We start from the raw sequence: 23571 nt of genomic DNA, 5'->3' as shown, positions 1-23571 counted from the left end.
TCGCACCCGCCCCGGTTCCGCCAGTTGATCTGGATCAGACCATATTTTCCGGCCGCACCAGCCGGTCGAAGGTCGGCTCATCGACCAGCCCCAGTTCCAGCCCGGCCTGCTTGAGCGTCAGCCCCTTCTTGTGCGCATGCTTGGCGATGGTCGCGGCATTGTCATAGCCGATCTCGGGCGCCAGCGCGGTCACCAGCATCAGCGAGCGTTCGACCAGTTCGGCGATCCGCCCCTCATTGGCCTGCATCCCTTCGACGCAGCGTTCGGCGAAACTTTCCATGCCGACGCTGAGCAGATGGATCGAGCGCAGCACATTGGCGCCGATCAGCGGCATGAAGACATTCAGCTCGAAATGGCCCTGCATGCCGCCGACGGTCACCGCCTGATGATTGCCGATCACCTGCGCCGCCACCATGGTCAGCGATTCGCACTGGGTCGGGTTGACCTTGCCCGGCATGATCGAGCTGCCCGGCTCATTGGCGGGCAGGTCCAGTTCGCCCAGGCCCGAGCGCGGGCCGGAGCCCAGGAAGCGGATGTCATTGGCGATCTTGGTCAATGCCACCGCCAGCGTGTTGAGCGCGCCGGAGAAGAAGACGAGGCCATCCTTGGCGGCCAGCTGCTCGAACTTGTTGGGCGCGCTTTCGAACGGCGTGCCGGCAATATCGCTGATCGCCGCCGTCATGTCGTCCGCCCAGCCATCGGGTGCATTGAGACCGGTGCCGACCGCCGTGCCGCCGATCGCCAGCTTGCGGATATTGCCGTTGAGGGCCCCCTCGATCCGCGCCTTGCTGCTGACCAGCTGCGCCGCGTAGCCGGAAAATTCCTGGCCCAGCGTCAGCGGCGTCGCATCCTGCGTATGGGTGCGGCCGATCTTGACGATATGGCCCCAGCCTTCCGCCTTGGCGGTCAGCGCGCCGGTCAGCTTCTCCAGCGCCGGAATCAGCTTGTCGCGGGTCGCCAGCACGGTCGCGACATGCAGCGCGGTCGGGAAGCTGTCGTTCGACGACTGGCTCATGTTCACATGGTCGTTGGGATGGACCGGGCTCTTGCCGCCGCGCGTGCCGGCCAGCTGCTCATTGGCATAGCCGGCGATCACTTCATTGACGTTCATGTTGGTCTGGGTGCCGCTGCCGGTCTGCCAGATGACGAGCGGAAACTGGTCGTCCAGCGCGCCGGAGACGATCTGCTGCGCGGCATTCTCGATGCCCGCGACGATCGTCGCGTCGAGGCCATGTTTCGCATTCACCCGCGCCGCCGCCTGCTTCACGATCGCCTGCGCATGGACGATGCCGATCGGCATCCGCTCGGTCGCGCCGAAGGGGAAATTCTCGATGCTGCGCTGGGTCTGGGCGCCCCAATAGGCGTCGGCCGGCACTTCGATGGCGCCAATGCTGTCGGTTTCGGTGCGGGTAGCGGACATTCAGAACTCCCAGTTAAGAATCAATCGCAAAACTGGTTCCGATGTAGGGCCGGGGCGGGAAATTCCAAGGCGAAACTTGCGAATATCGCATATCCCCGCGGTCCATCCCCATGGCCGGCCGCAGACCGTCATGCAGCGGCAGGATCTGCGCCTTTACCGGGGTTTACCGCAATTGATCGGCGCGCATCGCCGGATATTCTGCCCCGCATCCAAGGGGAAAGTTCCGCATGCCCGATCGCCCGATCCTTATCCTGCTCCTGTGTCTTGCAGCCAGTAGCGTTCCTGCGCATGCGGAAGAGGAAAAATCGTCCGACGATCCCACCAAGATCGCGACCAAGGTCGGCATCACCCGCGCCTCGGACGAATTTTCACTGTCCGGATCGGTCGCGGTCGGCCCCAAGTTGAAATTCAATGCCCGCGTGTCGGAATCGGGTCTCTGGTCGGTCGGCGCATCCTATCTGCTCCCGGTCGCGATCCTGACCTTCTCGGCCGGCAAAAGTCATTTCGATTCGGGGGTGGAACAGACGCGCTATTCGCTCGGCGGCTTCGTGCCGCTGTCGCAACTCGGCCTGAAGACCGGCAAATTGCAGATGTTCGTGCCTTTCGGCTACAGCTATACCAAGGGGCATGGCCCGGTCAGCGATATCGACCAGAGCGATGGCCTGCCGATCGCGCTGAGCAGCAACAGCGGCTATGTCGGGCTGTTCCTGTTGCGGCCGCTGTGCCCGAAGCTGACCGCGATGGCGGGCGGCAATGTGACCAAGGGCACCCATGATTTTTCAGGCGTGGCGCTGGGTGGTGGCCTGTCCTACCATTTCACGCGTCGCGACACGGTCGGCGCCAATATCAGCTATGTCGACAATAGTTTCGGGACGAGCCAGAAGCTGCGCTTCTCCTACCGCCACGAATTCTGAGCCTGCGGCCGATCCCGGCCGCCGGGCTCACTTCTTCTTGCCGAAATCCACGGTGACGACGTTCGAGCCATCCTCGGTCATCACCTGCGGCGCGTCATTTTCGGCCACGTCGTGAGGTTCGGGCTCTTCATCGGCCTGAACCTGGAACTGGAGCGCGAAATTGACCGCCGGATCGACGAAGGCGGTGATCGCGCTGAAGGGAATGACCAGATGCGCCGCGACCTGGTTGAAGGTCAGGCTGACCTCGAAATGGCGGTCGCTGACCTTGAGATCCCAGAACTTGTTCTGGAGGACAATGGTCATCTCGTCCGGGAAACGTTCCGACAGATGCTTGGGGATATCGACCCCTGCGGCATGGGTCTTGAACGTGATGTAGAAATGATGGACGCCCGGCAGGCCGCCGGTCTGCTGCACTTCGCCCAGCACGCGGCCGACGACCGCGCGCAGGGCCTCCTGCACGATTTCGTCATAGGGAATCAGGCTGTCGGGCAGGTCTTCACTCATGGGGCATATGTCCTAACGACGCGAAAGCGGCGGTCAACCCCCGCCCGAGAGGTACATCATCAGATTGCATGGCGCGCGCGACGCGCTATAGGGCGCGCATGCGCACGGCCGAGATTCACCGCAACACTGCGGAAACGCAGATCGACGTGACCGTCAACCTCGACGGCACCGGTCTTTACACCGTCTCCACCGGGATCGGTTTCCTCGACCATATGATCGAGCAGCTGTCGCGTCACTCGCTGATCGACATGACCGTCAAGACCGTCGGCGACCTGCATGTCGACCAGCATCACACCACCGAGGATACGGCGATCGCGATCGGCGAGGCGCTGGCCAAGGCACTGGGCGACAAGCGCGGCATCAGCCGTTACGGCAGCGTCTATTCGCCGATGGACGAAACGCTGAGCCGCGTCGCGCTCGACATTTCCGGCCGCCCCTGGCTGGTGTGCAAGCTGCCCTTCACCGTCACCAAGATCGGCGAATGGGACACGGAGATGGTGGAACATTTCTTCCACAGCCTGGCCCAGGCCGCCGGCATCACGCTGCACATCGAGCTGCTCTATGGCAGCAACAATCATCATATCGTCGAAAGCGCGTTCAAGGGCCTGGCCCGCGCGCTGCGCCAGGCGGTGGAGATCGACCCGCGCAAGGCCGACGCCATCCCCTCGACCAAGGGCATGCTGTAAGCATCACTTCGATAGAAAGGCCGACCCCATGTTCATCATTTCGCTGACCTATACGGCGCCGATCGATGTGCTGGACGGCCATCTGGCCGATCATCGGGCCTGGCTGGACCAGGGCATTGCCGATGGCTGGCTGCTGCTCGCGGGCCGGCGCGAACCGCGCACCGGCGGCATCCTGCTGGCGCGCGGCGAACGTGACGAGATCGCGGCGAAGGCAGCGACCGATCCCTTCGTCGTCAACGGTGCGGCCTCGTTCGACCTGATCGAGTTCCTCCCGGCACGCGCCGCCAGCGTCAATCTGGACACGCTGCTGCCATGACCATCGCCCTCATCGACTATGGCGCGGGCAATCTCCACTCGGTCCACAATGCCCTGCGCAAGGCAGGCGCCGACAATGTGACCATCACTGCCGATGCCGATGTCGTGGCGAAGGCCGACCGCATCGTGCTGCCCGGCGTCGGCGCCTTCCGCGCCTGCCGCGACGCCTTGGTGGCGATCCCCGGCATGGTCGACGCCATGAACGAGGCGGTGAACCATCGCGGCATCCCCTTTCTGGGCGTCTGCGTCGGCATGCAGTTGCTCGCCGACGCCGGCGAGGAGTTCGGCCGGCATGAGGGGCTGGGCTGGATTCCCGGCACGGTGCGGCTGATCGAACCCAGCGATGCGACGGTCAAGGTGCCGCATATGGGCTGGAACGATGTGGTGCTGAACGGCCAGCCGCCCCTGATCGAGGCCGGCGAAGCCTATTTCCTGCACAGCTATCATTATGAGGCCGCCAACCCGGCCCATGTCGCCGCCGTCACCGACCATGGCGGGCCGCTGGTCGCCGCCGTCGCGCGCGACACCATCATCGGTTGCCAGTTCCACCCGGAAAAGAGCCAGCGCTACGGCCTGTCCTTCCTCGCGCGCTTTCTGGACTGGAAGCCGTGATACCACCCCTACCCCCGTTCGGTTCGCGCCTGTCGAGAACCGTTGCGCGTGGGTTCTCGACAAGCTCGAACCGAACGGAAATCGGATAATGTCCCTGATCGTCTTCCCCGCCATCGACCTCAAAGGCGGCCAGGTCGTCCGCCTGGCCGAGGGCGACATGGACCGCGCCACCGTCTATGGCGACGATCCCGCCGCGCAGGCACTGATCTTCGCCGCAGCCGGCGCCCAGCATGTTCATGTCGTCGATCTGGATGGCAGCTTTGCCGGCCATGCGGTCAACGCCGAAGCGGTCGAGAAGATCGTGGAAGCCTTCCCCGGCCATGTCCAATTGGGCGGCGGCATCCGCAACAGGGAGTCGGTCGAACGCTGGTTTGACCTGGGCGTATCGCGCATCGTGATCGGCACCGCCGCGCTGAAAGACCCCGCCTTCGTCAAGGCGGCAGCGCGCGACTTCCCCGGCGGCATCGTCGTCGCGGTCGACGCGCGCGACGGCTTCGTCGCCACCGACGGCTGGGCGGAAAAGAGCGACATGCCGGTGATCGACCTCGCCCGCCGGTTCGAGGATGCGGGCGTCGCCAGCCTGCTCTTCACCGATGTCGGCCGCGACGGCCTGCTCAAGGGCGTGAATATCGATGCGACCGTCGATCTCGCCCGCGCCACCGACATGCCGGTGATCGCCAGCGGCGGCGTGGCGGGGATCGCGGATATCCGCATTCTCAGCCTCCATGCCGATGACGGGATCGAAGGCGTCATCACCGGCCGCGCCATCTATAACGGCCGCCTCGACCTCAAGACTGCCCTGGCGGTCGCACAGGCGGCGGCTTGAATATATTACCGTTCGGGCTGAGCGAAGTCGAAGCCCAGGCCTGAGCGGAGCGAAGGCCCTCACTATGTTCGGGCGAGCCCTTCGACTTCGCTCAGGGCGAACGGAAAAAGGAAAATTGTCATGACCGTCCGCACCCGCGTCATTCCCTGCCTCGACGTTGCCAATGGCCGCGTGGTGAAGGGCGTCAATTTCGTCGACCTGAAGGATGCCGGCGATCCGGTCGAGCAGGCCAAGCTCTATGACGCGGCCGGCGCCGACGAACTCTGCTTCCTCGACATCACCGCCACCCATGAGGCGCGCGGCACCATATTGGACGTGGTGCGCCGCACCGCCGAAGTCTGCTTCATGCCCGTCACCGTCGGCGGCGGCGTGCGCAGCGCGGAGGATGCCCGCGCCCTGTTGCTGGCCGGCGCAGACAAGGTGGCGGTCAACAGCGCCGCCGTCGCCCGGCCCGAACTGGTGGCCGACATCGCCGACCGCTTCGGCGCGCAGTGCATCGTCGGCTCGGTCGATGCCCGCAAGGTGGGCGAGGGTCGCTGGGAAATCTTCACCCATGGCGGCCGCAAGCCGACCGGCATCGATGCGCTGGAACATGCGCTGCGCCTGGCGGAGCTTGGCGCAGGCGAACTGCTCGTCACCTCGATGGACGGCGACGGCACCAAGCGGGGCTATGACCTGGCGCTGACCCGCATGATCGCCGATGCCGTATCGATCCCGGTGATCGCCAGCGGCGGCGTCGGCACCCTCGACCATCTGGTCGCGGGCGTGGTCGAGGGGCATGCCAGCGCGGTGCTGGCCGCCTCGATATTTCACTTCGGTCAACATAATATTGCTGAAGCGCATCAGGCCCTGGCCCGCGCCGGCATCCCCGTTCGGGGCCATTGAAGCGCGGAAAAGCGCCAAAATGTCGGGTTAATTGACATTAACCATAAAGGCTTTTGGCGGCCATCGGTCGCCAGCCGCAGAAAAGCGTCACTTGGCAAAATTGGCACGGGAACTGCGTAGACAGGGCGCAGGGTCGTTTCGAAGCGATGTGTCCATTTTGAAACAGGGTGACTTTTATGCAGATCAGCAAACTTCTTCTCGTAGCGGGTTCGGCCAGCCTGATGGGCCTCGCCATCCCCGCCCCCGCCAACGCCACCTTCTGCTGGTTCAAGTGCGGCGGTTCCAGCGGCGGCGGCACCTCGTCGGGTGGCAGCAGCGGTGGCACGCCGACCCCGGTGCCTGAACCCGAACAGATGGCGCTGTTCGGCATGGGCGCCGCTGTCCTGGCCGGCCGCGTCTTCTTCGCGCGCCGCAAGCAGAAGTAAAATTCATTTGACGGGTCGCGCGCGGGACGCTTGATGCAGCCCATGCGCGCGACCCTTCAAACCCTCGAACAGACCATCGCCGAGCGACGGAAGGCCGATCCGTCGGCATCCTATGTGGCGAAGCTGACCGCCCGCGGCCGGGGCAAGATCGCCCAGAAGGTCGGCGAGGAAGCGGTCGAGGCGGTGATCGCCGCCATGGCCGACAATCGAGCCGAACTGGTCGGCGAAAGCGCGGACCTGCTGTTCCACCTGCTGGTGCTGCTGGCCGATTGCGGCGTTCCCTTCGACGATGTGCTCGACGAACTGGACCGGCGCGAAGGCCTGTCAGGCCTGGCCGAAAAGGCCGCCCGTCCAAAGGATTGATCCCGTCCACGGAAAGACATTGCCTTCCCGGCGTTTGTAGATCAGCCTCCAGTGTCGGAGCGCGTTGGAACGGGGAGTGAAGGCATGATGCTGCGGACCATCCTGGGCGGACTGCTTGGCGGTTTCGCCATGTTCATCATCGGCTTCCTCTTCTGGGGCACGCCCCTGAGCGCGCTGGCGCTCAGCCGTGCCGATCCGCAGGCAAGCGCCAATCTGCAGGCCGCAATGGCGCAGGCGCTGGCCCGCAGCGGCACCGGCGTCTATGTCATCCCCGATCCCGCCACGGCGCAGGGCACCATCCTCTATGGCAAGGGGCCGGTGGCGATGCTGTTCTACAATAATGGCGGCTTCCCGGTGATGGACGGCTCCAGCCTGATCGGCGGGCTGCTGCTGGCGCTGGCGACCGGCGTGCTGATCGCGCTCGCGCTGCGCTTCGTCACCGGCGACTTCAACAGCCGGGCGCGGGTGTCGATCCTGTTCGCGCTCGCCACCGTGCTGTGGCTGCATATCGGCCAGGCCGTGTTCAACCATGCGCCCTGGGGCTACAGCCTCTATCTGGCGTTGAGCGATCTGGTTGCGCTGAGCGTGGCCGGGCTGATCGCCGCGAAGCTGATGGAAGGGCGCGCCGCGAAGCCCAGCGCGTCAGACAGCACGCTCCACTGACGCCATCCGCAGCATGCAGGCGGCATGCCGCCGCGCGACCGCCATCCGGTCCGGGCCGTAGCCGCCACCCATGCAACTGGCGACCGGAATGGCGCGGGCCAGCGCCTGACGCATCACCAGCGCGTCGCGTGCGGCCAGCCCCTCGTCGCTGAGCGCCAGCCGGCCCAGCCGATCGTCCACATGACCGTCCACCCCGGCCTGATAGAGGATCAGGTCCGGCGCGAAATCATCCAGCACGCGCGGCAGCATCTCGCCCAGCGCCGCCAGATACTCCGCATCGCCGGTATCGTCGGCCAGGCCCAGATCCAGCGTCGAGCGCGCCTTGCGCACCGGGAAATTCTTCTCCGCATGAATCGACATGGTGAAGACGTCACCCCGTCCCGCCATCAGCGACGCCGTGCCATCGCCCTGATGCACGTCGAGGTCGAGGATCAGGATGCGGTGCGCATCCCCCTCCGCAATCAGCCGGTTGGCCGCGATCGCCAGATCATTGAACACGCAATAGCCCGCGCCGCTGTCGGCCAGTGCATGATGGCTGCCCCCGGCGGCATTGGCGGCATAGCCATGGACCAGCGCCAGCTTCGCCGCCAGCCAGGTGCCGCCGGGCGACAGCAGCGCGCGGCGCATCACCCGCTCGGTTACCGGAAAGCCGATCCGCCGTTCCTTTTCGGGCGGCACGGCGAGCGCCAGCACCTCTTCGACATAAGCGGGATCATGCACCGCCGCGATCCAGGACGCGGGCATCGGATCGGGCGCATGCACGGTCATCGGTGCGCCGCTATCGGCCAGCACGTCCATCACCAGCCCATATTTGTCGAAGCGCGCCTGCTGGCCGCCTGTGGCCGGGGAGACATAGGCGGGATGGTGAACGACGTGCAGCATGATCTTTTCCCGCTATCGCGATTTGATAGATGGCCGCTTTGCGCTATCTGGTCCAGCATGAACCGTCCCGATTTGATCCGTTTCCTCGCCCTGCCCCTGCTGGCCGCCGCCGCCATCCCGGCCGTCGCGCAGCCACCGGCCGTGACACCGACCCAGAGCGCGCCGCCGGCCGGCCAGGTCGTTCTGCCACCGCCGATGGCAGTGATGCCCCCGCCTGTACCGCTGCCCGCCCTGTCGCAGGCGCAGGATGAGTGGGCGAATGAATGGCTCAAGAGCGGCATGGCCGAAGGACTGATGGCGCGCAGCAAGCCGACCGCGCCGATGCACGGGCAGCAATTGCTGAACGCATTGCTGGATCGCGGCCGCGCGCTCAGCACCGGCCGGGTCGATACCGCCGACTTCCTGGAGGTCTGGGCGCTGCGCCCCGCTGCCTTCGATCCGCGCCCCTCGCTCGCCAAGGCGATTGCCGAGGATCGGCTGCCGCAATGGGCCGCCAGCCTGACCCCGCCCTATTCGGGCTATGACGGGCTGCGCAAGGGCCTCGCCACCTATGAGAAGATTCGCGATACCGGCGGCTGGCCCAGCCTGTCGGCCGGCGCCTCGGCCGATGTCGTGCGCGCCCGCCTGGCGCTGGAGGACAAGAGCGTCACCGGCAGCGAGCCGCTGACCGCCGCGCTGCAACGCGCGCAGCGCCGCTATGGCCTCAACCCCACCGGCCTGCTCGACGCGCGCACCCTGACCGCGCTCAACGTGTCGGTGGATGATCGCATCGCCGCGATCATGGCCAATATGGAACGCTGGCGCTGGATGCCGCGCGAATTGCCGGTCAACCGCGTCCAGGTGAACATCGCCGCCGCCGTGCTGACCGTGTTCCAGGGCGACGAACCCGTCACCTCGATGCGCGCCGTCACCGGCAGTCCGACCAACCAGACGCCGATGCTGTCGTCGAACATCCATTCCATCGTGGTCAATCCGCCCTGGAACGTGCCGATGTCGATCGCCAGGAAGGAACTGTTCCCCAAGGGCCGCGCGACCCTGGCCAAGCAGGGCTACAAGATCGTCAAGACGCCCGAGGGCGGCGAGCGCATCGTCCAGCCCGCCGGCCCCAACAGCGCGCTCGGCCGACTGAAGTTCGATTTCAACAATCCCTTCGCCGTCTATCTGCACGACACGCCTTCGCGCGGGAAATTCTCCAGCTATGACCGGCTCGCCAGCCATGGCTGCATCCGCCTGGAAAAGCCGGTATCGCTGGCCGAACTGATGGTGGCGAGCGATCCCAGCCTGTCGGGCCAGATCCAGAGCCTGATCGATACCAACAAGACCCAGCGCGTGTCGCTGCCCTCTCAGGTCGCGGTCTATCTGCTCTACTGGACCGCCTTTGCCAGCAGCAACGGCACCATGAACTTCCGCGCCGATCCCTATGACTGGGACAAGCTGCTGGCCCAGAAGATCGAGGCCTCCAGCCGCCGCGTCGACCCCACTGCGGTCAATTCGACCGCCCCCGCAGCCAAGGACTGATCCCCATGCGCCATTTTGCCCGCCCCCTGACCTTCGCCGCCCTGTCGGGCGCGCTGCTGCTTGCCGCCTGCGGCAAGAAGGAAGAGGAAGCCCCGGCGACCAATAATCTGGTCGAACCGCCGGTCGAGAATGTCATCGTGAACGAGCCGGAAGCGCTGCCGCCCGAGCCGGAAAATGTCGTCACCCCGACTCCGGCACCGCCGCCGTCCGTGTCGGAACAGCAGCAGATTCTGGATGATGCCGAAGCCAGCGGCATGACCTCGCGCCTGCGCGAAAACGGCGAGGGGAGCCAGGGAGCGGACGAAGCGGGCAATAGCAGCCTGTGACGAAGGGCGCCCCCGTCTTGGAGCGGGGGCGTTGATTTGTTATAGACGGCACATGGATCGCCGCAAATTCACGAAGTTCGCTTTAAGCGGACTCGCCCTTTCGTTTTTGACCGATAGTGTTGGCAAGGCCGCATTACCGGTAGCGCCTGAACCCGCGAACCGTCCTCCGGTTCCCGCGACTCCATCGGCCGCACCGATTTTTTCGCGCAAGCCCTATGCGCTACTGCTGGAGGAGGCCAAGGCCGCGCTCGACCAGCATGCGCGCGACTTCACCCTGCGCGACCGCATCGCCATCGCCGACTTCAACGCGCCGTCGAAGGAATTCCGATTCCATATCGTCGACCTGATCGGTGGCCAGGCCAACAGCTATCTGGTGTCGCACGGCCGCGGGTCCGATCCGGGCCATTCGGGCTGGCTGCAGAGCTTTTCCAACGAGCCCAATTCGCTCGCCAGCTCGTCGGGCGCCTACAAGACGCTGACCGTCTATGACGGCCAGCATGGCCGGTCGATGCGGCTGGCAGGGCTCGATCCGCAGAACAACAATGCCGAAATGCGCGCCATCGTCATCCATGGCGCCGACTATGTCAGCGAGGACCATGTCGCTGCCTGGGGCAAGTGCGGCCGCAGCGAGGGCTGTTTCGCGCTCGCCCGCCACATGGTGCCGCAGGTATTGGGCATGCTCGGGCCGGGCCGCATGGTCTATGCCAACAAGATTACCGGCATGGTCGAAGCCTGACCGGCAAAGGCCCCGCCCGGATCACCGGGCGGGGCCTCTTCATGCTCAGCCGGCCTTGATGCCGCTCAGCGCCTGAGCGGCAGGCTTGTTCGACGCATCGACCGAACCGTCGGCCAGCATCGCCTTGCTCATCGTCGCCGCTTCGGTCTTGAGCGCGGCATCGTCGGTCGCCTGGCTGGCGCCGATCAGCGCCGACAGCAGGATATTCTTCGTCACCGGATCGGCCGCATTGGCCGCCGCCGACTTGCGGGCCAGGCCCAGCGCTTCCTGATAGAGCGGCGCGGAGCCAGCCTTGTCCTGCGCGCCCAGCTTCTGGTTGCCCAGCTGGATCAGGATACCGGCCAGGATATTGCGGCTGGTGGCATCGGCGGGCTTGGCCTCCACCAGCTTGCGCCAGTGCGGCAGGGATTCGCCATAAAGCGCGATCACCTTGTCCATCTTGCCGAGCGCGCCCTGGGCAGCGGCATCGGCATAAAGCGCGTTGGCGAGGAAATTGACATTGTCGATCTTGGCCGGGTCGACCTCCACCGCGGTGCGGATGGCGGGCATCGCCGCCTCATATTTGGTCGCGGCGGTGGCATTGTCGCCCGCCTGCAGCGCGGTCTGGCCGGCAGTAAAATCGGTCACCGCCTGGTTGAAGGCGTTGATCTGTTCGGGGGTCATCTGGCCGGCGGCGGGAGCAGCGCTGGCTGCCGGGGCATCTTGTGCCAGGGCCGGTGCGGCGAGGGTGGAAAGGGCAAGAAAGGCAGGAACCAAAAGGCGGGACTGCAAGGTCAGGGTCTCCCTGGTCGTTGATCCAATGTGGCGGATGCAGTCAGGGCATCCGCCAACACAAGAATGAACGAACGAGCGGCCCCGTTCCCAGCCCCTTAGGCTCGTGCCATCCCGCAAAAGGCTCGACCCACGGCAAACTCGCCCGCACGGCGCGCCGAACGGGCCAGCGCCTCGGCATCCTCGCCCCATTGTTCGGCCTGCCAGCGCTCGTCGATCTCGGCCGCTTCCCATACGGCATCCGCGTCGAACGCTTCTTCCAGCACCGCGAGGCCACAGACCAGCGAGCCGCTCAAGGTCACCAGCCGCGACAGGCCGGCCAGGGTGAAAGGATCCAGTCCGTCCGCCGCCACCGCCAGCCGTTCCAGCGTCGCGTCGGGCTGGGCGACATGGATGATGCCCTGGGTGGTGACGAAGGCGACGTCGTAGTGGGCGCTCGCCCAGTCGAGCAGCGGATCCCAGGCAGCGGCCTGACGCGCCACGAACGCCTCCGGCCCCTCTGCCCGGTAGCAGAGCATGTCGGTGCCGCCATATTCGGCAATGTCGGCCGCGAATTTCGCGCGGTTGCCGGAGATATGGTCGATCGCCGCATTGGCAAGGCCGGTAAAGGCCATCGTCGCCGGATCGACCATCTCGCCCTGGTCGCGCCATTCCTGCGCCACCGCCTCCGCCAGCACCGCATTGGGCAGCGCCAGTTCGGCACGGGCCGGCGTGCGCACCGGGCGGCCATCCAGCCGGATCGCGAAACCGGCTTCGACCGGCTCGACCGTCACATCCTTGTAGAAACGCTTCACGGGCGGCTCCGCTTGAACAGGGCCAGCATCAGGCGCGGCACGATGATGAACTGGAACAGGCCGGCGACGACCATGATCAGGCCGAACGCCTTGGCCTTGTCGCCCTGTACCCAGGAAAAGCGCTGCATGATCGCCAGGAAACCGAACATGACGAGGAAGGCGCCCGACAGGCGGAACAGGCCAAGCGCGAAATGGCGCTGGCGCGCGATCTTCTCCGGGTCGACCGGCGGGATGGGGGGCATGTCGTTCATGGCGCGTCGATATGGCGGCGCAACTCGTCGCTGTCCATCGCCACCGCATGGGCGCCGGCCTGCACCAGTTCGGCCGGCGCATGATAGCCCCAGCCGACGCCGATCGCGCGGGCGCCGGCGGCCAGCCCCATGTCGATGTCGAAATGGGTATCGCCGATCATCACCGTGGTTTCGGGCACTGCGCCCGCCTCCGCCATCGCCTGCAGCAGCATCGAGGGGTGCGGCTTGGACGGATGGCGATCGGCGGTCTGCAGGGTCACGAAATGATGCGCCAGGCCATGATGGGCAAGACACAGGTTGAGGCCGCGATCGGACTTGCCGGTGGCGACGCCCAGCAGCCAGCCATCGCCGTCCAGCGCCCGCACCAGGTCGGCCATGCCGGGATAGAGCGGTTCGGACACGGCATTGGCGCTGCGCAGGGCGTGGAAGGCCGCCTTGTAGCGATCGGTCAGCAACTGGTGATAGTCCGGCTCCGCATCGGGCAGCAGCCGGGCCATCGCATGGGGCAGCGACAGCCCGACGATCGACAGGATCGCCAGCCGATCGGGCGGCACCAGCTTCTCGCCCTCGAAAGCACGGGCCATCGCGGTGCAGATGCTGTGCTGGCTATCGACCAGCGTGCCGTCGCAATCGAAGACGACGAGGCGGTTGCTCATGCCCGCGCCTCTTATTTCTCGCCGCGACCGCGCCGTTCGCCGCGCCTGCCCTTGCGGATCTGCTTGGCATGGGCGCGGGCCGCCTTCTTCTCGTCCTCGCGGGTCGGCGTCCGGTCGATCTCGTCATCCAGCGGCATATCGCCCAGCGACAGGTCGAAGCCGAGCGCGACCAGGCTGTTGAGGAAATGTTCGGGCAGTTCCGCCTTCATGTCGATACGGCCACCATCGGGATGGTCGACGCGGATGCGACGGGCATGGAGGTGCATCTTGCGGCTGATCGATCCGGACAGGAAACTGTCCTTGCCGCCATATTTGCCGTCGCCGACCAGCGGGTGGCCGATCGCCGCCATATGGACGCGCAACTGGTGGGTGCGGCCGGTATAGGGCTGCAACTCGACCCAGGCGGCGCGGTTGCCGGCACGTTCGATCACGCGATAGCGGGTGCGGGCGGGCAGGCCCTCTTCCTCGTCCACATGCATCTTCTCGCCGCCGGTGCCGGGCTGCTTGGTGATCGGCAGTTCGATCATGCCATCGTCGATGCTGGGCACGCCGATGACGATCGCCCAATAGACTTTCCGCGCGGTGCGGCTGGAGAAGGCCTTGGCGAAATGCGCGGCCGAACGGCTGGAACGCGCCAGCAGCAGCGCGCCCGAGGTGTCCTTGTCGAGGCGATGGACCAGCTTGGGCCGGGATTCGGCGTCGAAGATCAGCCCGTCGAGCAGACGGTCGACATGCTCGTCGGTCTTGGTCCCGCCCTGGGTGGCGAGACCCGGCGGCTTGTTGATGACGATCGCCTGCTTGTCGCGATGGATCACCATGTCCTGGACATAGGCGATCTCGTCCTCGGTCAGGTCGATGACGCGGACGCGCTTGGGCTTGTCGGCCGCCGCCACCTTTGGCTCGGCCGGCGGCACGCGGATCATCTGGCCTTCGGCGATGCGGTCGCCTGGCGCGGCGCGGGCGCCATCGACGCGCAACTGGCCGGTGCGCGACCAGCGCGACACGATGTTGAAGCCGACATCGGGCAGATGCCGCTGGAACCAGCGGTCGAGGCGAATGCCATCGTCATCGGCCTGCACCCGATATTGCCGCACATCCAGGCTGACGCCCTTGGCCGGATTGGGCTTGGTCGCGACCGCCGGGGCCGGCGCCGCCGCCCTGGCGACGGGGGCCTTGGTGCGGGGCTTGCCCCCTGGCTTGGTCCCGGGCTTGAACGGCCGGTCGCCATCCTGCTTGCGCGCGCTCGCTGCCTTGGCGCCGCCACGGGCGCGACCGGGCGCGCCGCTACGGCCGCCGGGTTTCGCGCTGCTACCGCCGGGCTTGCCGCCCCGTGCCGGACCGCCGGATTTGCCGGGAGGACGCCCCTTCATGCCGCAACACTCCGCATAACCGTAAGACCCAGCGCCAGCGCGGCCACCGCGCCGACCAGCGAGAAGAGCGCATAGCCAAGCGCCAGGCCGATCTGGCCGCGCTCGATCATCAGCATCGTCTCCAGGCTGAAGGAGGAAAAGGTGGTGAAACCGCCCAGCACGCCGACGCCGAGCAGCAGCCGCATTGGCTCGCCCGACGTCGTGTTACCGCGCGCCAGCCATCCGGCAAGCAGGCCCATGGCGAAACCGCCGATCAGATTGGCGGCAAAAGTGCCCCAGGGCCAGGCCGCGCCGGGCGCCATCTGCCCGGCGAACCGCCCCAGCAGATAGCGCAGCGCCGCGCCAACCGCGCCGCCGCCCATAACAAGGAAGATATTGGTCATGATTGTCGCCCTATCGCGATTCCGCCAAAGGGGAAAGGACGCATTCAGGCAGCGATGCTGGCCTCCGCCGGGACGGGACGGCGATGGGCAGCGATGCAGCTCAGCACCGAGAGGATCACGAGAATGAACGCCGTGCCCTCCAGCGGCGTCGGCAGCCGCGCTTCCCAGATGAAACCATAGAGGAGGGCAAAGCCGGTTTCGAACAGGATCATCTGCCCGACCATGGTCAACGGCAGCAACCGGGTCATGCGATTCCACAGCGCATTGCCGACGATCGAGGCGAACAGGGCGACAGCGATCACGACAGCCGCAAAGCGGGTCCATTCGGCCGCATCATGCGTGCCGCTGCCGAGCCAAGGCACGAGAGGCAGGAACAGCAGGGCCTGCGCGCCAGTGGCAAGGCCGATCAGGAAATTCCAGTCCTGCGACGTGATCCCGTCCATCCGCCGCAGCCAATGAGCATTGCCGATCGCAAAGGCGGTCCAGGAAATCAGTGCCCCAACCGCGCAGGCAAAGCCGATGATCCGCGTCGCCACCGCGCCCCCGCCCGGCATGACGATCGCCTGCCAGCCGATGCACAGGGCACCCGCGACGCAGAGCAGCAGCGACGGCGCCAGGTGCCGCAGCGGCACCGCGCCCGCCTGCCGGCTGCCGACGATGGTCACCGCCACCGGCAGGAAGCCGACCACCAGCGAGGTCATGGCAATGCCCCCCATCTGCACCGCGCTCACCAGCAGCACATAATAAAAGAGGTTCCCCGCCAGCGCGAGCCAGGCCAGTGCCCACAAGATACGCGGCGTCAGCAGCGGCCGGATCGCCCGCCAGCGCGGCGCGACCAGCAGCACGGACATCAGGCCGTAGGCCAGATAGCGGCCGATCGCCTGTTCGAGTGGGCTGAAGCCGGGCACGATCTCGGGCGCCAGGAAGACCAGGCCCCAGAGCGCCCCCGCCCCCATGCCGCAAAAGATGCCGGCCAGGATCGCGCCGGATGCCCGTGACTGATTCATGCTCGCATTCCGCCTGTCGAAATTCAGGTGAAGGGAAATATCATCATCGATGCGAGAAAGGCGCTCTTGATTGGCCGGTCAAATGCAACAATTACTCATTTCATGAGCCAGACCACCAAGATCGACCATTTCGACCGGGCGATCCTGCGCCTGATCCAGCGCGACACCCGCATGCCCCAGCGCGCGATTGCCGAGGCGGTCAACCTGTCGACCGCCGCCGTGCAGCGCCGCATTGCCGCGATGGAGCGCAGCGGCGTGATCGTCCGCAATGTCGCAATCGTCGATCCCGATCAGGTGGGCCTGGGCGTCACATCGATCGTCGAGGTCAATCTGGTCGATGAAAAGGCGGCGCGCGTCGACAAGGCCAAGCAATTGTTCCGCGACGCGCCCGAAGTGCAGCAATGCTATTATGTCACCGGCGGCCGCAGCTTCATCATGCTGATCGTCGCGCCCGACATGCGCAGTTACGAAGCGATCACCCGCCGCCTGTTCGCGGAAAATGAATCGGTCGCCAGCTATCACAGCTATCTGGCGCTCAACCGGGTGAAGGCGGGCATGGAACTGGTCATTCCCTGATCCGCGCCTTCCAGCCTAGGGATTGGCCTCGGCCGGCACGGCCCGCCGATTGGGATCGCCAGCCCCCGGCGGCGGCATCAATTCCCGAATCATGCCCCAATAACTGCGCGTGACATGGGCATCCCGCGCATAGAGCGGGTCGGACGCCATCAGATGCCGGTGCAAGCGGCGCAGATTATGCCAGGGCACCGACGGGAACAGATGATGTTCCAGATGATAGCTGACATTGAGCGGCCCGATCAGGATGCGGTCGATCAGGGTCGGGATGACCGTGCGGGTGCCGCGTATCTCTGTTTCATCAGTGACGCCATTATGCTCCGCCATCGCCCGAATGCGGTTGAAGACGTTCATCCACAGAAATTGCGGGATCAGGAACAACCCTAATATCTGCCAGCGCCAGGGCGACCACAGGATGATCCCATAGACCAGCAGCGCCCAGACGACATAGCGGACGCGCAGCGCCAGCCGGAAGTCGAAGCCGAAGCGCATCGGATTGTGGAAATTGGCCAGCGGCGACCAGACCCGCGCCGGGCGCGCCACGCGATAATAATTGACGCCGGTCAGGCTGCGCAGGAGCAGAATGAGCATGGCACGCCCGTCCTTCGGAAAATCCTGGTCGCTATCCTTGCGCGCGGCGCGATAATCATAATCGCGCATCGTATTGGTATGGCGGTGGTGCACCATATGGGCGGCGCGATAGAGATCGACGCTGAGCGCAAAGGGATAAGCTACGAACAGGTCGCCGATCAGGTCATTGATCCGGCGATTGCTGAACAGCATCCCGTGGCAGGCCTCATGCATCATCACCGCCAGCACCTGGATACGCGTGCCGATGACGAAGCCGGCGATCAGATAGATGGGCCAGTGATCGGCCCGGATCGCGATCACGCAGGCGGCGATGATGACGGTCCATTGCAGGATCAGAAGACAAGCGTTGCGCCAGTTGGGGACGACCGACAATTGCCGGATCAGCGGCAGGGTGGCACGCCGCGAGTAACGATAGCCGGGGCCACGTTCCTGGGCGATATCCTCCATGGCAACATGCCTCCCAACACCATGCCTGCGTGGGACGGAATGCTATGATCGGCGCAGAACAGCGTCAAGCCAAGCCCCCTAACCCCTATCAGCATTAACGGCTTGTTAGGCGCATGGTCGCAGAAGGATCGCTTCCAATCGGTGGGGATCGATGATGGTTGATATGGTTTTCGAATTTTCGGCGCACATGCTGGCGCTCGGGCTGATCGTCGGCGGGCTGTACAGCCTGACCAAGGAAGCCGGCTTGCGCTGAGCCTAGCTCAGGCCAGCGGGCCGTCCGTCAGCGACGGAAAGCTTTCCGCGACATAGTCGATGAACGCGCGCAAGGTTGGCGACATGCCGGTGCGCGCGGTGAAGAGGACGTGGACAATGCCCTCGCTGGTCCGCCAGTCGGGCAGGACATGCACCAGCCGCCCCTGTTGCAGCTCGACCGAACAGGCCGCTGACGACAGCAGCGCCACGCCCAGCCCGGCCACCGCCGCATCGCGCACCGTCGCCGAATCATTGCTGCAGAATCGGGGATGATGGGCCACGACATGCTGTCGCCCCTGCCCGTTCATCAACAGCCATTCATCATGTTCGACATGCTCGCCCACGCTCAGCGTCGGCAGGTCGGCAAGGCTGGCGATCGTCGTTGCCGCGGCCTGTGCCGCCACCGCCGGCGCGGCCACCAGAATGCGGTCCAGACGCCCCAGCTGATGCATCGTCAGCGCCTGGTCATGCACGGTGTCGATATCCACGCGAAAGGCGGCATCGAACCGTTCCTGGATCAAGTCGATCCGCTGGCTGCTGATATGCATTTCCAGATGGACGTCGGGATAGAGCAGCAGGAACCGGGCAAAGACATCGGTGCGCAGATAGCGGGCCAGCCCCGGCGGACAGGCGATGCGCAGATTGCCGCTGATCTGCGACCGGGCACGCGCGGCGATCGCCTGGGTGGCGTCGATCCCCTCGGCGATCGTCTCGCACTGGCGATAGATTTCGCGGCCGACATCGGTCACGCGCAAATTGCGGGTCGATCGCTCTATCAGGCGGACGCCCAGAACCTGTTCCAGCCGCGCGACCCGGCGACTGAGCTTCGCCTTGCGTTCGCCGGTGGCGCGCTCCGCCGCGCTGAAGCCGCCATGGCGTACGACCTGGGCAAAGCTGCGCAAATCATCCAGATCCATGGCGCCGTCCCGTCCGCTCTCCTGCCGCGTCGGGCCGGTGCTACACCCTCCGCCTGGCTGGCGCCAGCCAGGCGCGGCATCCGCGATCACCGCGCCTGGCCGCTGACCATCATCGGCAGGAACAAGAGCGACGCTGCCACCGTCGCCACGAAGGATACCAGCAGGTCATCGACCATGCCGTTGATGCCGCTGAACAGGACGATTTCCACGAACAGGATCAGGAAGAACAGCGCCAGCCGCGTAACGACACGCGGGTGCGCCAGATGGAATGCGCGCAGCATCTCCAGCGCCTGCATCGGCTGCTGGCGCAATGCGCTGCCGGAAGGATCAGGCCGCACGGACCACCGCCCGCCGGGCATCCCCGGTCATGTAGAGCACGCGCAGCAGGCCGAGTTGCTCGCGCGAGAAACCGGCCGCATCGAACGCGTCCAGTTCCTCGCCGGTCAGCGACCGGCCGGTGCGCAGGATGATCGCGCTCTGGCGCAGCGTTTCCAGCCGCGGATTGGCCAGGGTGTAGGTCGGTTCCGGGCCGCGCAGGAAGCTGCGCAAGCGGCCGAGCGGCGCGCGGACGGAAGGCACCGAACTCGCCGGATCGCTATCGGCCAGCCAGAGCACCTGGCGCTCCTGCGCGTCAAAGGGTTCGCCGACATTGTCATTGGCCGTATCGGCCCGGTTGAAGACGGAGTGCTGCATCGCCTTGATCCCACCTGTTGTTGCAGGCGATGTAGCGATGCACGGGTCGGGCTTGTAGCCGGCAAAAGGACGACAGATCGTTTCCGTTTTGGAAACAAAGCGCCCCAGTTCAGCAAAAGGGAGCGAAGCCCCCTTACCCCTACGGCCTCTTTTACCGGCCGTGGTCGGCGATGATATCGACGCCCGTCTTGCCGCCCGGCGCATTGGTGAAGACGATGAAATAGGCGCTGCCATCGGCCTTGCGCGTGCCGCCCAGCACATTGTCGCCCTCGACGATGCGATGTTCCGCATCGAAGCCGGCGCGGCGCGCCTGGGTATAATAATAGTCGATCACACCCTGCTTCGGCACCGGCGTCACGAAGCTCGCCGCGCGCAGGGTACAGCCATCCTTTTCCGCACCCGCCGCCTCGGTCAGCTGCGCGCCGGGATAGAGGGTGAAGGGATCGGGCATGCGGCTGGCCCATTGCATGCCATAGACCAGCTTCTTGGCGCAGCCGGCATTGCCGCCACCGCCCAGTTGCGCCTGTTCGCGCGCCAGCCCGCCCAGCGTCATCGGACTGTTCTTGATCGGACCGCTGACCGGTGCCGGCGCGGACAGCAGCTTGCCGCCGACCAGCTTGGCCGCTTCCGCCTGCGCCTTGCCGGCGTCGCCGCTCAGCACCGGCAGGGCGCCATTGGCGGCACGATCGGCGCTGCGCACGGCATTGCGGTTCGACTGGCCGACCAGATTGGGATCGACGACGATATCATCGGCCAGCGCACCCTTGACCGCCGGGTCCGCGGCATTGTTGGTCAACTGGTCATCCAGCGCGGCAAGATTGCCGTCCTTGCCGCCCTTGCCACAGGCCGCGAGCGCCAGCAGCAACGCCATCACACCAACTTGTCTGGAAATCGCCATCCGCCTCGCTCCTTCATAACCCGGCGACCTAGAACGGATAGCGGGACTTTCCGTTCGCATTCAGTGTGCATAGACGCCCTTACGCCATCGCAGGGCCAGTTTCTGCCGGGTGGCATGGTCGCTTGTCTTGTTCCGGGACAGCAAAGCCGCCATCAGTCGGACTATGCTCAACCTTCTGTCAGCCCTGATCGGTCTTGTCACCCTTGTCCTGATGATCCCGGCGGTGTTTCCGCTGCTCGGCGCGCTCAACTGGCTGCTGGTGCCGATGGCGCTGTTCGGCGCCTTCATCGGCCTGATGTCGTCGAAAAAGGGCGGGCAGAATTTCTGCCTGATCGTCGCCGCCTTCGGCGCGCTGCGCCTGTTCCTGGGCGGCGGCATCCTGTGACCATGGCGGAAAGCGAAGCCCGCAAGGGCGTCATCGCCGCGATCGGCACCTACAGCATCTGGGGGATGCTGCCGCTCTTCTTCCGCCTGCTGCATCATGTCGACCCGATCGAGATCGTGACCCAGCGGGTGATCTGGTCGGTCATCCTGATCCTGGTGCTGCTGGCGGCGCGCAAGGGACTGGCCGCCTTCATAACCGCCTTGCGCACGCCCCGGCTGGTCCTGCCGCTGGCGGCATCGGCGGTGATGATCGCGATCAACTGGCTGGTCTATGTCTGGGCGGTCAATGACGGCCATGTCGTCGCCTGCAGCCTGGGCTATTTCCTCAACCCGCTGGTCAGCGTGGGCCTGGGCGTGGTCATACTCAAGGAAAGGCTGCGGCGCGGACAGATGCTGGCGATCGCGATCGCCGCGATCGGCGTCGCCATCCTGGCTGCGGCCGCGCTCACCACCTTGTGGATCAGCCTGGCGCTGGCGATCAGCTTCGCCCTCTATGGCCTGATCCGCAAGCTCACCCCGGTTGCGCCGATGACCGGTCTGGGGGTCGAGACGCTGCTGCTGGTCGCGCCGGCGATCGGCTACCTGATCTGGCTGTCGGGCCATGGCGGCATCAGCTTTGGCCAGGACGTGCCGACCACTGGCCTGCTGATCCTGGCCGGCGGCGTCACCACCGTGCCGCTGGTGCTGTTCGCCACCGCCGCCCAGCGCCTGCCGCTGGCGACGCTGGGGCTGCTGCAATATCTGGCGCCGACGCTGCAATTCCTGTGCGGCGTGGTGCTGCTGGGCGAGACGCTGAGCCAGGGGCAGATGCTGAGCTTCGGCCTGATCTGGCTGGGCCTCATCCTCTTCGCCAGCGACAGCTATGCCGCCGCCCGCCGCAACCGGCTGGCGACGGCCTGACCCCAGCCGGGACAGGGCCGTTCGGGGTAGCGGATGGGCGTGCATGGTGGGCGAAAAGGCCCAGACAGCGGGATTACTTGGTCGCAAGAGGCGAAACTTGACCGATCAGGCCGCAATAGCGGCTGCCCGATGACGTTTCACCCCAATCATAACAACGTCTTTTCAATGCCTTAGCTGAAGGTGCGCGGAAGTTTACGCGTGTGCGCCATGAGGGATATTGGGCCGATCGGGAAAAACGGCCGGAATAGAATGGGTTGACGATAGGAAGGAGCCGGCCGGAAGTTTATACCAGGCGCATGGCTGTAGGACAGGACTTTTATCGGGGCGGCCGGAATGGGTGGGGAGCGGATAGTCCGGTTTCGCGCACCAAATCACGAAAGCTGACATGGGGATTAATCCGTATCGCCCATTAATCCACGTGTGTAATCGCTCTCACGCTTTTCATCAGGAAGATGATGAAGAGCCTTGCCAGCACAATATCGAAGTTTCTTCCAGCGATCATCGGAATACAGGGCGTCTCGCTGCCAGAAAAAATCGTCCGCTTCACGACAGAACAAATCCAGCATATCAGCAAGCGGTTGAATTGCATCGATCTCAGCTTGGGTGATTTCTCTATATTCCAGCATATGCTCAGCAGCGGGGAATATATCATCAAACTCCAAAACGAGTTCATCGTTACCATAGGCTACGGCGCTTTCACCGCCTGTCATTTCAGTGAATATATTATCCAGATATCTCACCTGTGCGTCGGGCATTGCCGCCAGACGCTCAATTGTCGCTCTAAGCATGTTATATCTGGTTCCCATTCCGCCAACTTAGCGCAATGCAACGCCTTCCGCTAACGGGAGAGCAGAAATACCAGTGTGCCGGCAACTATTGGTCGACTGCTGCATCAAATTTTACCAGCTTAGATCTGATGATCAGAATGCTATCTCGCCTTAGGAGATCCAGGAGCCCGTCGCTTGGGAAGTGGGTTGATCGGAGCTAACGAAAATACCAAGCTGATTAGGTGCTCCTTGCCATCCATCTTCGGTTGGCTCGTCAGTTCACTCAAGCGTTCGAGCAGAGCGTTAACTTCGATCAGATCGTCGTTGCTGAGCCATCCCTTATTGCGTGAAGCCCAAAGCTCGCGCCGTGGGCCGGAAACTACCGCGTCCACGTTGCTCAAAGCCTCGTGAAAATCACGCTCGGCTATTTGTAGCAGCCCACGGGCGAAACTGCGGATTTCGGCACCATTACCTTCAGGATTCAGGTCATAGGCAAGCCGAATTGGACCGCCGCCGCGGCTCGCCAAGCGATAACGGCGTTCCCCCTTCTCATGCGCCGGCACCTCGCAAATCAGTCCGGCCGCCACAAGCGCACGCAAATGATAATAAAGGCCGTCTGCCGGACGCCCCAGCTCTTTTGCCAACGTCGCTACGGTCGCCTCGCCGCCGAGCGCGGCCAGGGTGTCTACAAGCTCCTGCCGCATCGGCGAGCTCAGGAGTCTGATCAGCGCCGGATCGCCGATCAACTCTCCGTCGTCTTGATTATTCATCCCAATGGACTCCTGTTGAAATATGGGTCATATATTTCAACGAATCGTTCAATGGAAGCCCGTCATTTGCGA

General features: G+C 64.9%; 32 protein-coding genes. 15 read left to right on the top strand and 17 right to left on the bottom strand.

Annotated features, from left to right (window positions below; all coding sequences use genetic code 11):
- Nucleotides 1–34: 34 nt before the first annotated feature.
- Nucleotides 35–1420, bottom strand: coding sequence for a class II fumarate hydratase (gene fumC, locus N6H05_RS07835; protein ID WP_037521156.1), 1386 nt, complete (start codon nt 1418–1420; stop codon nt 35–37).
- A gap of 227 nt (nt 1421–1647) precedes the next feature.
- Between fumC and N6H05_RS07830 the strand changes: the two genes are divergently transcribed.
- Nucleotides 1648–2334 carry a hypothetical protein gene (locus N6H05_RS07830; protein WP_284113392.1) on the top strand — a complete coding sequence of 229 codons (687 nt, stop codon included), beginning with the start codon at nt 1648–1650 and terminating at the stop codon, nt 2332–2334.
- Between the two features lie 27 nt (nt 2335–2361).
- On the opposite strand, the gene N6H05_RS07825 is transcribed toward N6H05_RS07830, so the two are convergent.
- A complete protein-coding gene (locus N6H05_RS07825; RefSeq protein ID WP_284113391.1) occupies nt 2362–2838 on the bottom strand; it encodes an SspB family protein in 477 nt (158 codons plus the stop codon).
- Between the two features lie 98 nt (nt 2839–2936).
- Here N6H05_RS07825 and hisB point away from each other — a divergent pair, with 98 nt between their 5' ends.
- From hisB to N6H05_RS07785, 8 genes are all read left to right on the top strand, one after another.
- The gene (gene hisB, locus N6H05_RS07820) at nt 2937–3524 is read left to right on the top strand and encodes an imidazoleglycerol-phosphate dehydratase HisB (RefSeq protein ID WP_004208567.1); all 588 of its coding nucleotides are present in this window, start codon (nt 2937–2939) and stop codon (nt 3522–3524) included.
- Between the two features lie 28 nt (nt 3525–3552).
- Nucleotides 3553–3840 carry a YciI family protein gene (locus tag N6H05_RS07815; RefSeq protein ID WP_004208568.1) on the top strand — a complete coding sequence of 96 codons (288 nt, stop codon included), beginning with the start codon at nt 3553–3555 and terminating at the stop codon, nt 3838–3840.
- Nucleotides 3837–4451 (top strand): imidazole glycerol phosphate synthase subunit HisH, encoded by a 615-nt coding sequence (gene hisH / locus N6H05_RS07810; protein ID WP_284113390.1) that lies wholly within the window; start codon nt 3837–3839, stop codon nt 4449–4451. The genes N6H05_RS07815 and hisH overlap by 4 nt, the downstream gene beginning before the upstream one ends.
- A gap of 88 nt (nt 4452–4539) precedes the next feature.
- Nucleotides 4540–5277 carry a 1-(5-phosphoribosyl)-5-[(5-phosphoribosylamino)methylideneamino]imidazole-4-carboxamide isomerase gene (gene hisA / locus N6H05_RS07805; protein WP_284113389.1) on the top strand — a complete coding sequence of 246 codons (738 nt, stop codon included), beginning with the start codon at nt 4540–4542 and terminating at the stop codon, nt 5275–5277.
- 120 nt (nt 5278–5397) lie between these two features.
- Nucleotides 5398–6162 (top strand): imidazole glycerol phosphate synthase subunit HisF, encoded by a 765-nt coding sequence (gene hisF / locus N6H05_RS07800; protein WP_284113388.1) that lies wholly within the window; start codon nt 5398–5400, stop codon nt 6160–6162.
- Nucleotides 6163–6338: 176 nt separating this feature from the next.
- Complete coding sequence (locus N6H05_RS07795; protein ID WP_004208572.1) at nt 6339–6587, top strand: PEP-CTERM sorting domain-containing protein; 249 nt, start codon at nt 6339–6341, stop codon at nt 6585–6587.
- 42 nt (nt 6588–6629) lie between these two features.
- Nucleotides 6630–6950: a phosphoribosyl-ATP diphosphatase gene (locus tag N6H05_RS07790; RefSeq protein WP_284113387.1), complete on the top strand. Its 321-nt coding sequence runs from the start codon at nt 6630–6632 to the stop codon at nt 6948–6950.
- Between the two features lie 84 nt (nt 6951–7034).
- Nucleotides 7035–7613, top strand: coding sequence for a hypothetical protein (locus N6H05_RS07785; protein WP_004208574.1), 579 nt, complete (start codon nt 7035–7037; stop codon nt 7611–7613).
- Here N6H05_RS07785 and N6H05_RS07780 read toward each other — a convergent pair.
- Nucleotides 7593–8495 carry a histone deacetylase family protein gene (locus N6H05_RS07780; protein WP_284113386.1) on the bottom strand — a complete coding sequence of 301 codons (903 nt, stop codon included), beginning with the start codon at nt 8493–8495 and terminating at the stop codon, nt 7593–7595. The two genes, N6H05_RS07785 and N6H05_RS07780, sit on opposite strands and share 21 nt — an antisense overlap.
- 57 nt (nt 8496–8552) lie before the next feature.
- Here N6H05_RS07780 and N6H05_RS07775 point away from each other — a divergent pair, with 57 nt between their 5' ends.
- From N6H05_RS07775 to N6H05_RS07765, 3 genes are read left to right on the top strand one after another with little or no spacing between them, the layout of a single operon-like run.
- A complete protein-coding gene (locus N6H05_RS07775; RefSeq protein WP_284113385.1) occupies nt 8553–10013 on the top strand; it encodes a L,D-transpeptidase family protein in 1461 nt (486 codons plus the stop codon).
- Nucleotides 10014–10018: 5 nt separating this feature from the next.
- Complete coding sequence (locus N6H05_RS07770) at nt 10019–10339, top strand: hypothetical protein (protein WP_004208577.1); 321 nt, start codon at nt 10019–10021, stop codon at nt 10337–10339.
- Between the two features lie 52 nt (nt 10340–10391).
- Nucleotides 10392–11075, top strand: a complete 684-nt coding sequence (locus N6H05_RS07765; RefSeq protein ID WP_037521167.1) for a murein L,D-transpeptidase catalytic domain family protein — start codon at nt 10392–10394, stop codon at nt 11073–11075.
- Nucleotides 11076–11120: 45 nt separating this feature from the next.
- On the opposite strand, the gene N6H05_RS07760 is transcribed toward N6H05_RS07765, so the two are convergent.
- From N6H05_RS07760 to N6H05_RS07730, 7 genes are all read right to left on the bottom strand, one after another.
- Nucleotides 11121–11846, bottom strand: coding sequence for a tetratricopeptide repeat protein (locus N6H05_RS07760; RefSeq protein WP_284113384.1), 726 nt, complete (start codon nt 11844–11846; stop codon nt 11121–11123).
- 98 nt (nt 11847–11944) lie between these two features.
- Nucleotides 11945–12640 carry an ATP12 family chaperone protein gene (locus tag N6H05_RS07755; protein ID WP_284113383.1) on the bottom strand — a complete coding sequence of 232 codons (696 nt, stop codon included), beginning with the start codon at nt 12638–12640 and terminating at the stop codon, nt 11945–11947.
- The gene (locus N6H05_RS07750; protein ID WP_004208582.1) at nt 12637–12891 is read right to left on the bottom strand and encodes a hypothetical protein; all 255 of its coding nucleotides are present in this window, start codon (nt 12889–12891) and stop codon (nt 12637–12639) included. The genes N6H05_RS07755 and N6H05_RS07750 overlap by 4 nt, the downstream gene beginning before the upstream one ends.
- On the bottom strand, nt 12888–13547 hold the full coding sequence (locus N6H05_RS07745) for an HAD-IA family hydrolase (protein ID WP_284113382.1): 660 nt from the start codon (nt 13545–13547) through the stop codon (nt 12888–12890). Before N6H05_RS07745 ends, N6H05_RS07750 begins: the two co-directional genes overlap by 4 nt.
- 11 nt (nt 13548–13558) lie before the next feature.
- Complete coding sequence (locus tag N6H05_RS07740) at nt 13559–14917, bottom strand: RluA family pseudouridine synthase (RefSeq protein WP_284113381.1); 1359 nt, start codon at nt 14915–14917, stop codon at nt 13559–13561.
- Entirely contained in the window at nt 14914–15300 is a 387-nt protein-coding gene (crcB, locus tag N6H05_RS07735; protein WP_284113380.1) for a fluoride efflux transporter CrcB, read from the bottom strand. Before crcB ends, N6H05_RS07740 begins: the two co-directional genes overlap by 4 nt.
- A gap of 44 nt (nt 15301–15344) precedes the next feature.
- Nucleotides 15345–16307 carry a DMT family transporter gene (locus tag N6H05_RS07730; RefSeq protein WP_284113379.1) on the bottom strand — a complete coding sequence of 321 codons (963 nt, stop codon included), beginning with the start codon at nt 16305–16307 and terminating at the stop codon, nt 15345–15347.
- Nucleotides 16308–16409: 102 nt separating this feature from the next.
- On the opposite strand from N6H05_RS07730, the gene N6H05_RS07725 reads away from it, so the two are divergent.
- Nucleotides 16410–16883, top strand: a complete 474-nt coding sequence (locus N6H05_RS07725) for an Lrp/AsnC family transcriptional regulator (RefSeq protein WP_026108941.1) — start codon at nt 16410–16412, stop codon at nt 16881–16883.
- A 15-nt stretch (nt 16884–16898) separates the two neighbouring features.
- Here the strand turns inward: N6H05_RS07725 and N6H05_RS07720 are convergent, their stop codons facing one another.
- The 5 genes from N6H05_RS07720 to N6H05_RS07700 all read right to left on the bottom strand — a co-directional run bounded on the left by N6H05_RS07720 (nt 16899) and on the right by N6H05_RS07700 (nt 20678).
- A complete protein-coding gene (locus tag N6H05_RS07720) occupies nt 16899–17918 on the bottom strand; it encodes a fatty acid desaturase family protein (RefSeq protein WP_284113377.1) in 1020 nt (339 codons plus the stop codon).
- 260 nt (nt 17919–18178) lie between these two features.
- On the bottom strand, nt 18179–19087 hold the full coding sequence (locus N6H05_RS07715; protein WP_284113376.1) for a LysR substrate-binding domain-containing protein: 909 nt from the start codon (nt 19085–19087) through the stop codon (nt 18179–18181).
- A gap of 86 nt (nt 19088–19173) precedes the next feature.
- Nucleotides 19174–19425: a hypothetical protein gene (locus N6H05_RS07710; RefSeq protein WP_247594339.1), complete on the bottom strand. Its 252-nt coding sequence runs from the start codon at nt 19423–19425 to the stop codon at nt 19174–19176.
- Entirely contained in the window at nt 19415–19780 is a 366-nt protein-coding gene (locus N6H05_RS07705; protein ID WP_284113375.1) for a hypothetical protein, read from the bottom strand. The genes N6H05_RS07710 and N6H05_RS07705 overlap by 11 nt, the downstream gene beginning before the upstream one ends.
- Nucleotides 19781–19931: 151 nt before the next feature.
- Nucleotides 19932–20678 carry a hypothetical protein gene (locus N6H05_RS07700; RefSeq protein ID WP_029548006.1) on the bottom strand — a complete coding sequence of 249 codons (747 nt, stop codon included), beginning with the start codon at nt 20676–20678 and terminating at the stop codon, nt 19932–19934.
- Between the two features lie 163 nt (nt 20679–20841).
- Between N6H05_RS07700 and N6H05_RS07695 the strand changes: the two genes are divergently transcribed.
- Nucleotides 20842–21063, top strand: a complete 222-nt coding sequence (locus tag N6H05_RS07695; protein WP_004208594.1) for a hypothetical protein — start codon at nt 20842–20844, stop codon at nt 21061–21063.
- Between the two features lie 2 nt (nt 21064–21065).
- Nucleotides 21066–21962: an EamA family transporter RarD gene (gene rarD, locus N6H05_RS07690; RefSeq protein ID WP_284113374.1), complete on the top strand. Its 897-nt coding sequence runs from the start codon at nt 21066–21068 to the stop codon at nt 21960–21962.
- Between the two features lie 392 nt (nt 21963–22354).
- Here the strand turns inward: rarD and N6H05_RS07685 are convergent, their stop codons facing one another.
- Nucleotides 22355–22750, bottom strand: a complete 396-nt coding sequence (locus N6H05_RS07685; protein WP_284113373.1) for a hypothetical protein — start codon at nt 22748–22750, stop codon at nt 22355–22357.
- A 140-nt stretch (nt 22751–22890) separates the two neighbouring features.
- Complete coding sequence (locus N6H05_RS07680) at nt 22891–23499, bottom strand: helix-turn-helix domain-containing protein (RefSeq protein WP_284113372.1); 609 nt, start codon at nt 23497–23499, stop codon at nt 22891–22893.
- Nucleotides 23500–23571 lie beyond the last annotated feature (72 nt).

It is taken from the genome of Sphingobium sp. WTD-1, from assembly GCF_030128825.1.
Classification (GTDB): Bacteria; Pseudomonadota; Alphaproteobacteria; order Sphingomonadales; family Sphingomonadaceae; genus Sphingobium.
The sequence above is the reverse complement of the archived record's forward strand: the minus strand, read 5'-3'. Positions and strand labels throughout refer to the sequence as shown.

What these genes read in the sequence shown, in the direction of transcription:
- fumC (WP_037521156.1), bottom strand. Translation starts at nt 1,420, where the DNA reads ATGTCCGCTACCCGCACCGAAACCGACAGCATTGGCGCCATCGAAGTG.
- N6H05_RS07830 (WP_284113392.1), top strand. Translation starts at nt 1,648, where the DNA reads ATGCCCGATCGCCCGATCCTTATCCTGCTCCTGTGTCTTGCAGCCAGT.
- N6H05_RS07825 (WP_284113391.1), bottom strand. Translation starts at nt 2,838, where the DNA reads ATGAGTGAAGACCTGCCCGACAGCCTGATTCCCTATGACGAAATCGTG.
- hisB (WP_004208567.1), top strand. Translation starts at nt 2,937, where the DNA reads ATGCGCACGGCCGAGATTCACCGCAACACTGCGGAAACGCAGATCGAC.
- N6H05_RS07815 (WP_004208568.1), top strand. Translation starts at nt 3,553, where the DNA reads ATGTTCATCATTTCGCTGACCTATACGGCGCCGATCGATGTGCTGGAC.
- hisH (WP_284113390.1), top strand. Translation starts at nt 3,837, where the DNA reads ATGACCATCGCCCTCATCGACTATGGCGCGGGCAATCTCCACTCGGTC.
- hisA (WP_284113389.1), top strand. Translation starts at nt 4,540, where the DNA reads ATGTCCCTGATCGTCTTCCCCGCCATCGACCTCAAAGGCGGCCAGGTC.
- hisF (WP_284113388.1), top strand. Translation starts at nt 5,398, where the DNA reads ATGACCGTCCGCACCCGCGTCATTCCCTGCCTCGACGTTGCCAATGGC.
- N6H05_RS07795 (WP_004208572.1), top strand. Translation starts at nt 6,339, where the DNA reads ATGCAGATCAGCAAACTTCTTCTCGTAGCGGGTTCGGCCAGCCTGATG.
- N6H05_RS07790 (WP_284113387.1), top strand. Translation starts at nt 6,630, where the DNA reads ATGCGCGCGACCCTTCAAACCCTCGAACAGACCATCGCCGAGCGACGG.
- N6H05_RS07785 (WP_004208574.1), top strand. Translation starts at nt 7,035, where the DNA reads ATGATGCTGCGGACCATCCTGGGCGGACTGCTTGGCGGTTTCGCCATG.
- N6H05_RS07780 (WP_284113386.1), bottom strand. Translation starts at nt 8,495, where the DNA reads ATGCTGCACGTCGTTCACCATCCCGCCTATGTCTCCCCGGCCACAGGC.
- N6H05_RS07775 (WP_284113385.1), top strand. Translation starts at nt 8,553, where the DNA reads ATGAACCGTCCCGATTTGATCCGTTTCCTCGCCCTGCCCCTGCTGGCC.
- N6H05_RS07770 (WP_004208577.1), top strand. Translation starts at nt 10,019, where the DNA reads ATGCGCCATTTTGCCCGCCCCCTGACCTTCGCCGCCCTGTCGGGCGCG.
- N6H05_RS07765 (WP_037521167.1), top strand. Translation starts at nt 10,392, where the DNA reads ATGGATCGCCGCAAATTCACGAAGTTCGCTTTAAGCGGACTCGCCCTT.
- N6H05_RS07750 (WP_004208582.1), bottom strand. Translation starts at nt 12,891, where the DNA reads ATGAACGACATGCCCCCCATCCCGCCGGTCGACCCGGAGAAGATCGCG.
- N6H05_RS07745 (WP_284113382.1), bottom strand. Translation starts at nt 13,547, where the DNA reads ATGAGCAACCGCCTCGTCGTCTTCGATTGCGACGGCACGCTGGTCGAT.
- N6H05_RS07740 (WP_284113381.1), bottom strand. Translation starts at nt 14,917, where the DNA reads ATGAAGGGGCGTCCTCCCGGCAAATCCGGCGGTCCGGCACGGGGCGGC.
- crcB (WP_284113380.1), bottom strand. Translation starts at nt 15,300, where the DNA reads ATGACCAATATCTTCCTTGTTATGGGCGGCGGCGCGGTTGGCGCGGCG.
- N6H05_RS07730 (WP_284113379.1), bottom strand. Translation starts at nt 16,307, where the DNA reads ATGAATCAGTCACGGGCATCCGGCGCGATCCTGGCCGGCATCTTTTGC.
- N6H05_RS07725 (WP_026108941.1), top strand. Translation starts at nt 16,410, where the DNA reads ATGAGCCAGACCACCAAGATCGACCATTTCGACCGGGCGATCCTGCGC.
- N6H05_RS07720 (WP_284113377.1), bottom strand. Translation starts at nt 17,918, where the DNA reads ATGGAGGATATCGCCCAGGAACGTGGCCCCGGCTATCGTTACTCGCGG.
- N6H05_RS07715 (WP_284113376.1), bottom strand. Translation starts at nt 19,087, where the DNA reads ATGGATCTGGATGATTTGCGCAGCTTTGCCCAGGTCGTACGCCATGGC.
- N6H05_RS07705 (WP_284113375.1), bottom strand. Translation starts at nt 19,780, where the DNA reads ATGCAGCACTCCGTCTTCAACCGGGCCGATACGGCCAATGACAATGTC.
- N6H05_RS07700 (WP_029548006.1), bottom strand. Translation starts at nt 20,678, where the DNA reads ATGGCGATTTCCAGACAAGTTGGTGTGATGGCGTTGCTGCTGGCGCTC.
- N6H05_RS07695 (WP_004208594.1), top strand. Translation starts at nt 20,842, where the DNA reads ATGCTCAACCTTCTGTCAGCCCTGATCGGTCTTGTCACCCTTGTCCTG.
- rarD (WP_284113374.1), top strand. Translation starts at nt 21,066, where the DNA reads ATGGCGGAAAGCGAAGCCCGCAAGGGCGTCATCGCCGCGATCGGCACC.
- N6H05_RS07685 (WP_284113373.1), bottom strand. Translation starts at nt 22,750, where the DNA reads ATGCTTAGAGCGACAATTGAGCGTCTGGCGGCAATGCCCGACGCACAG.
- N6H05_RS07680 (WP_284113372.1), bottom strand. Translation starts at nt 23,499, where the DNA reads ATGAATAATCAAGACGACGGAGAGTTGATCGGCGATCCGGCGCTGATC.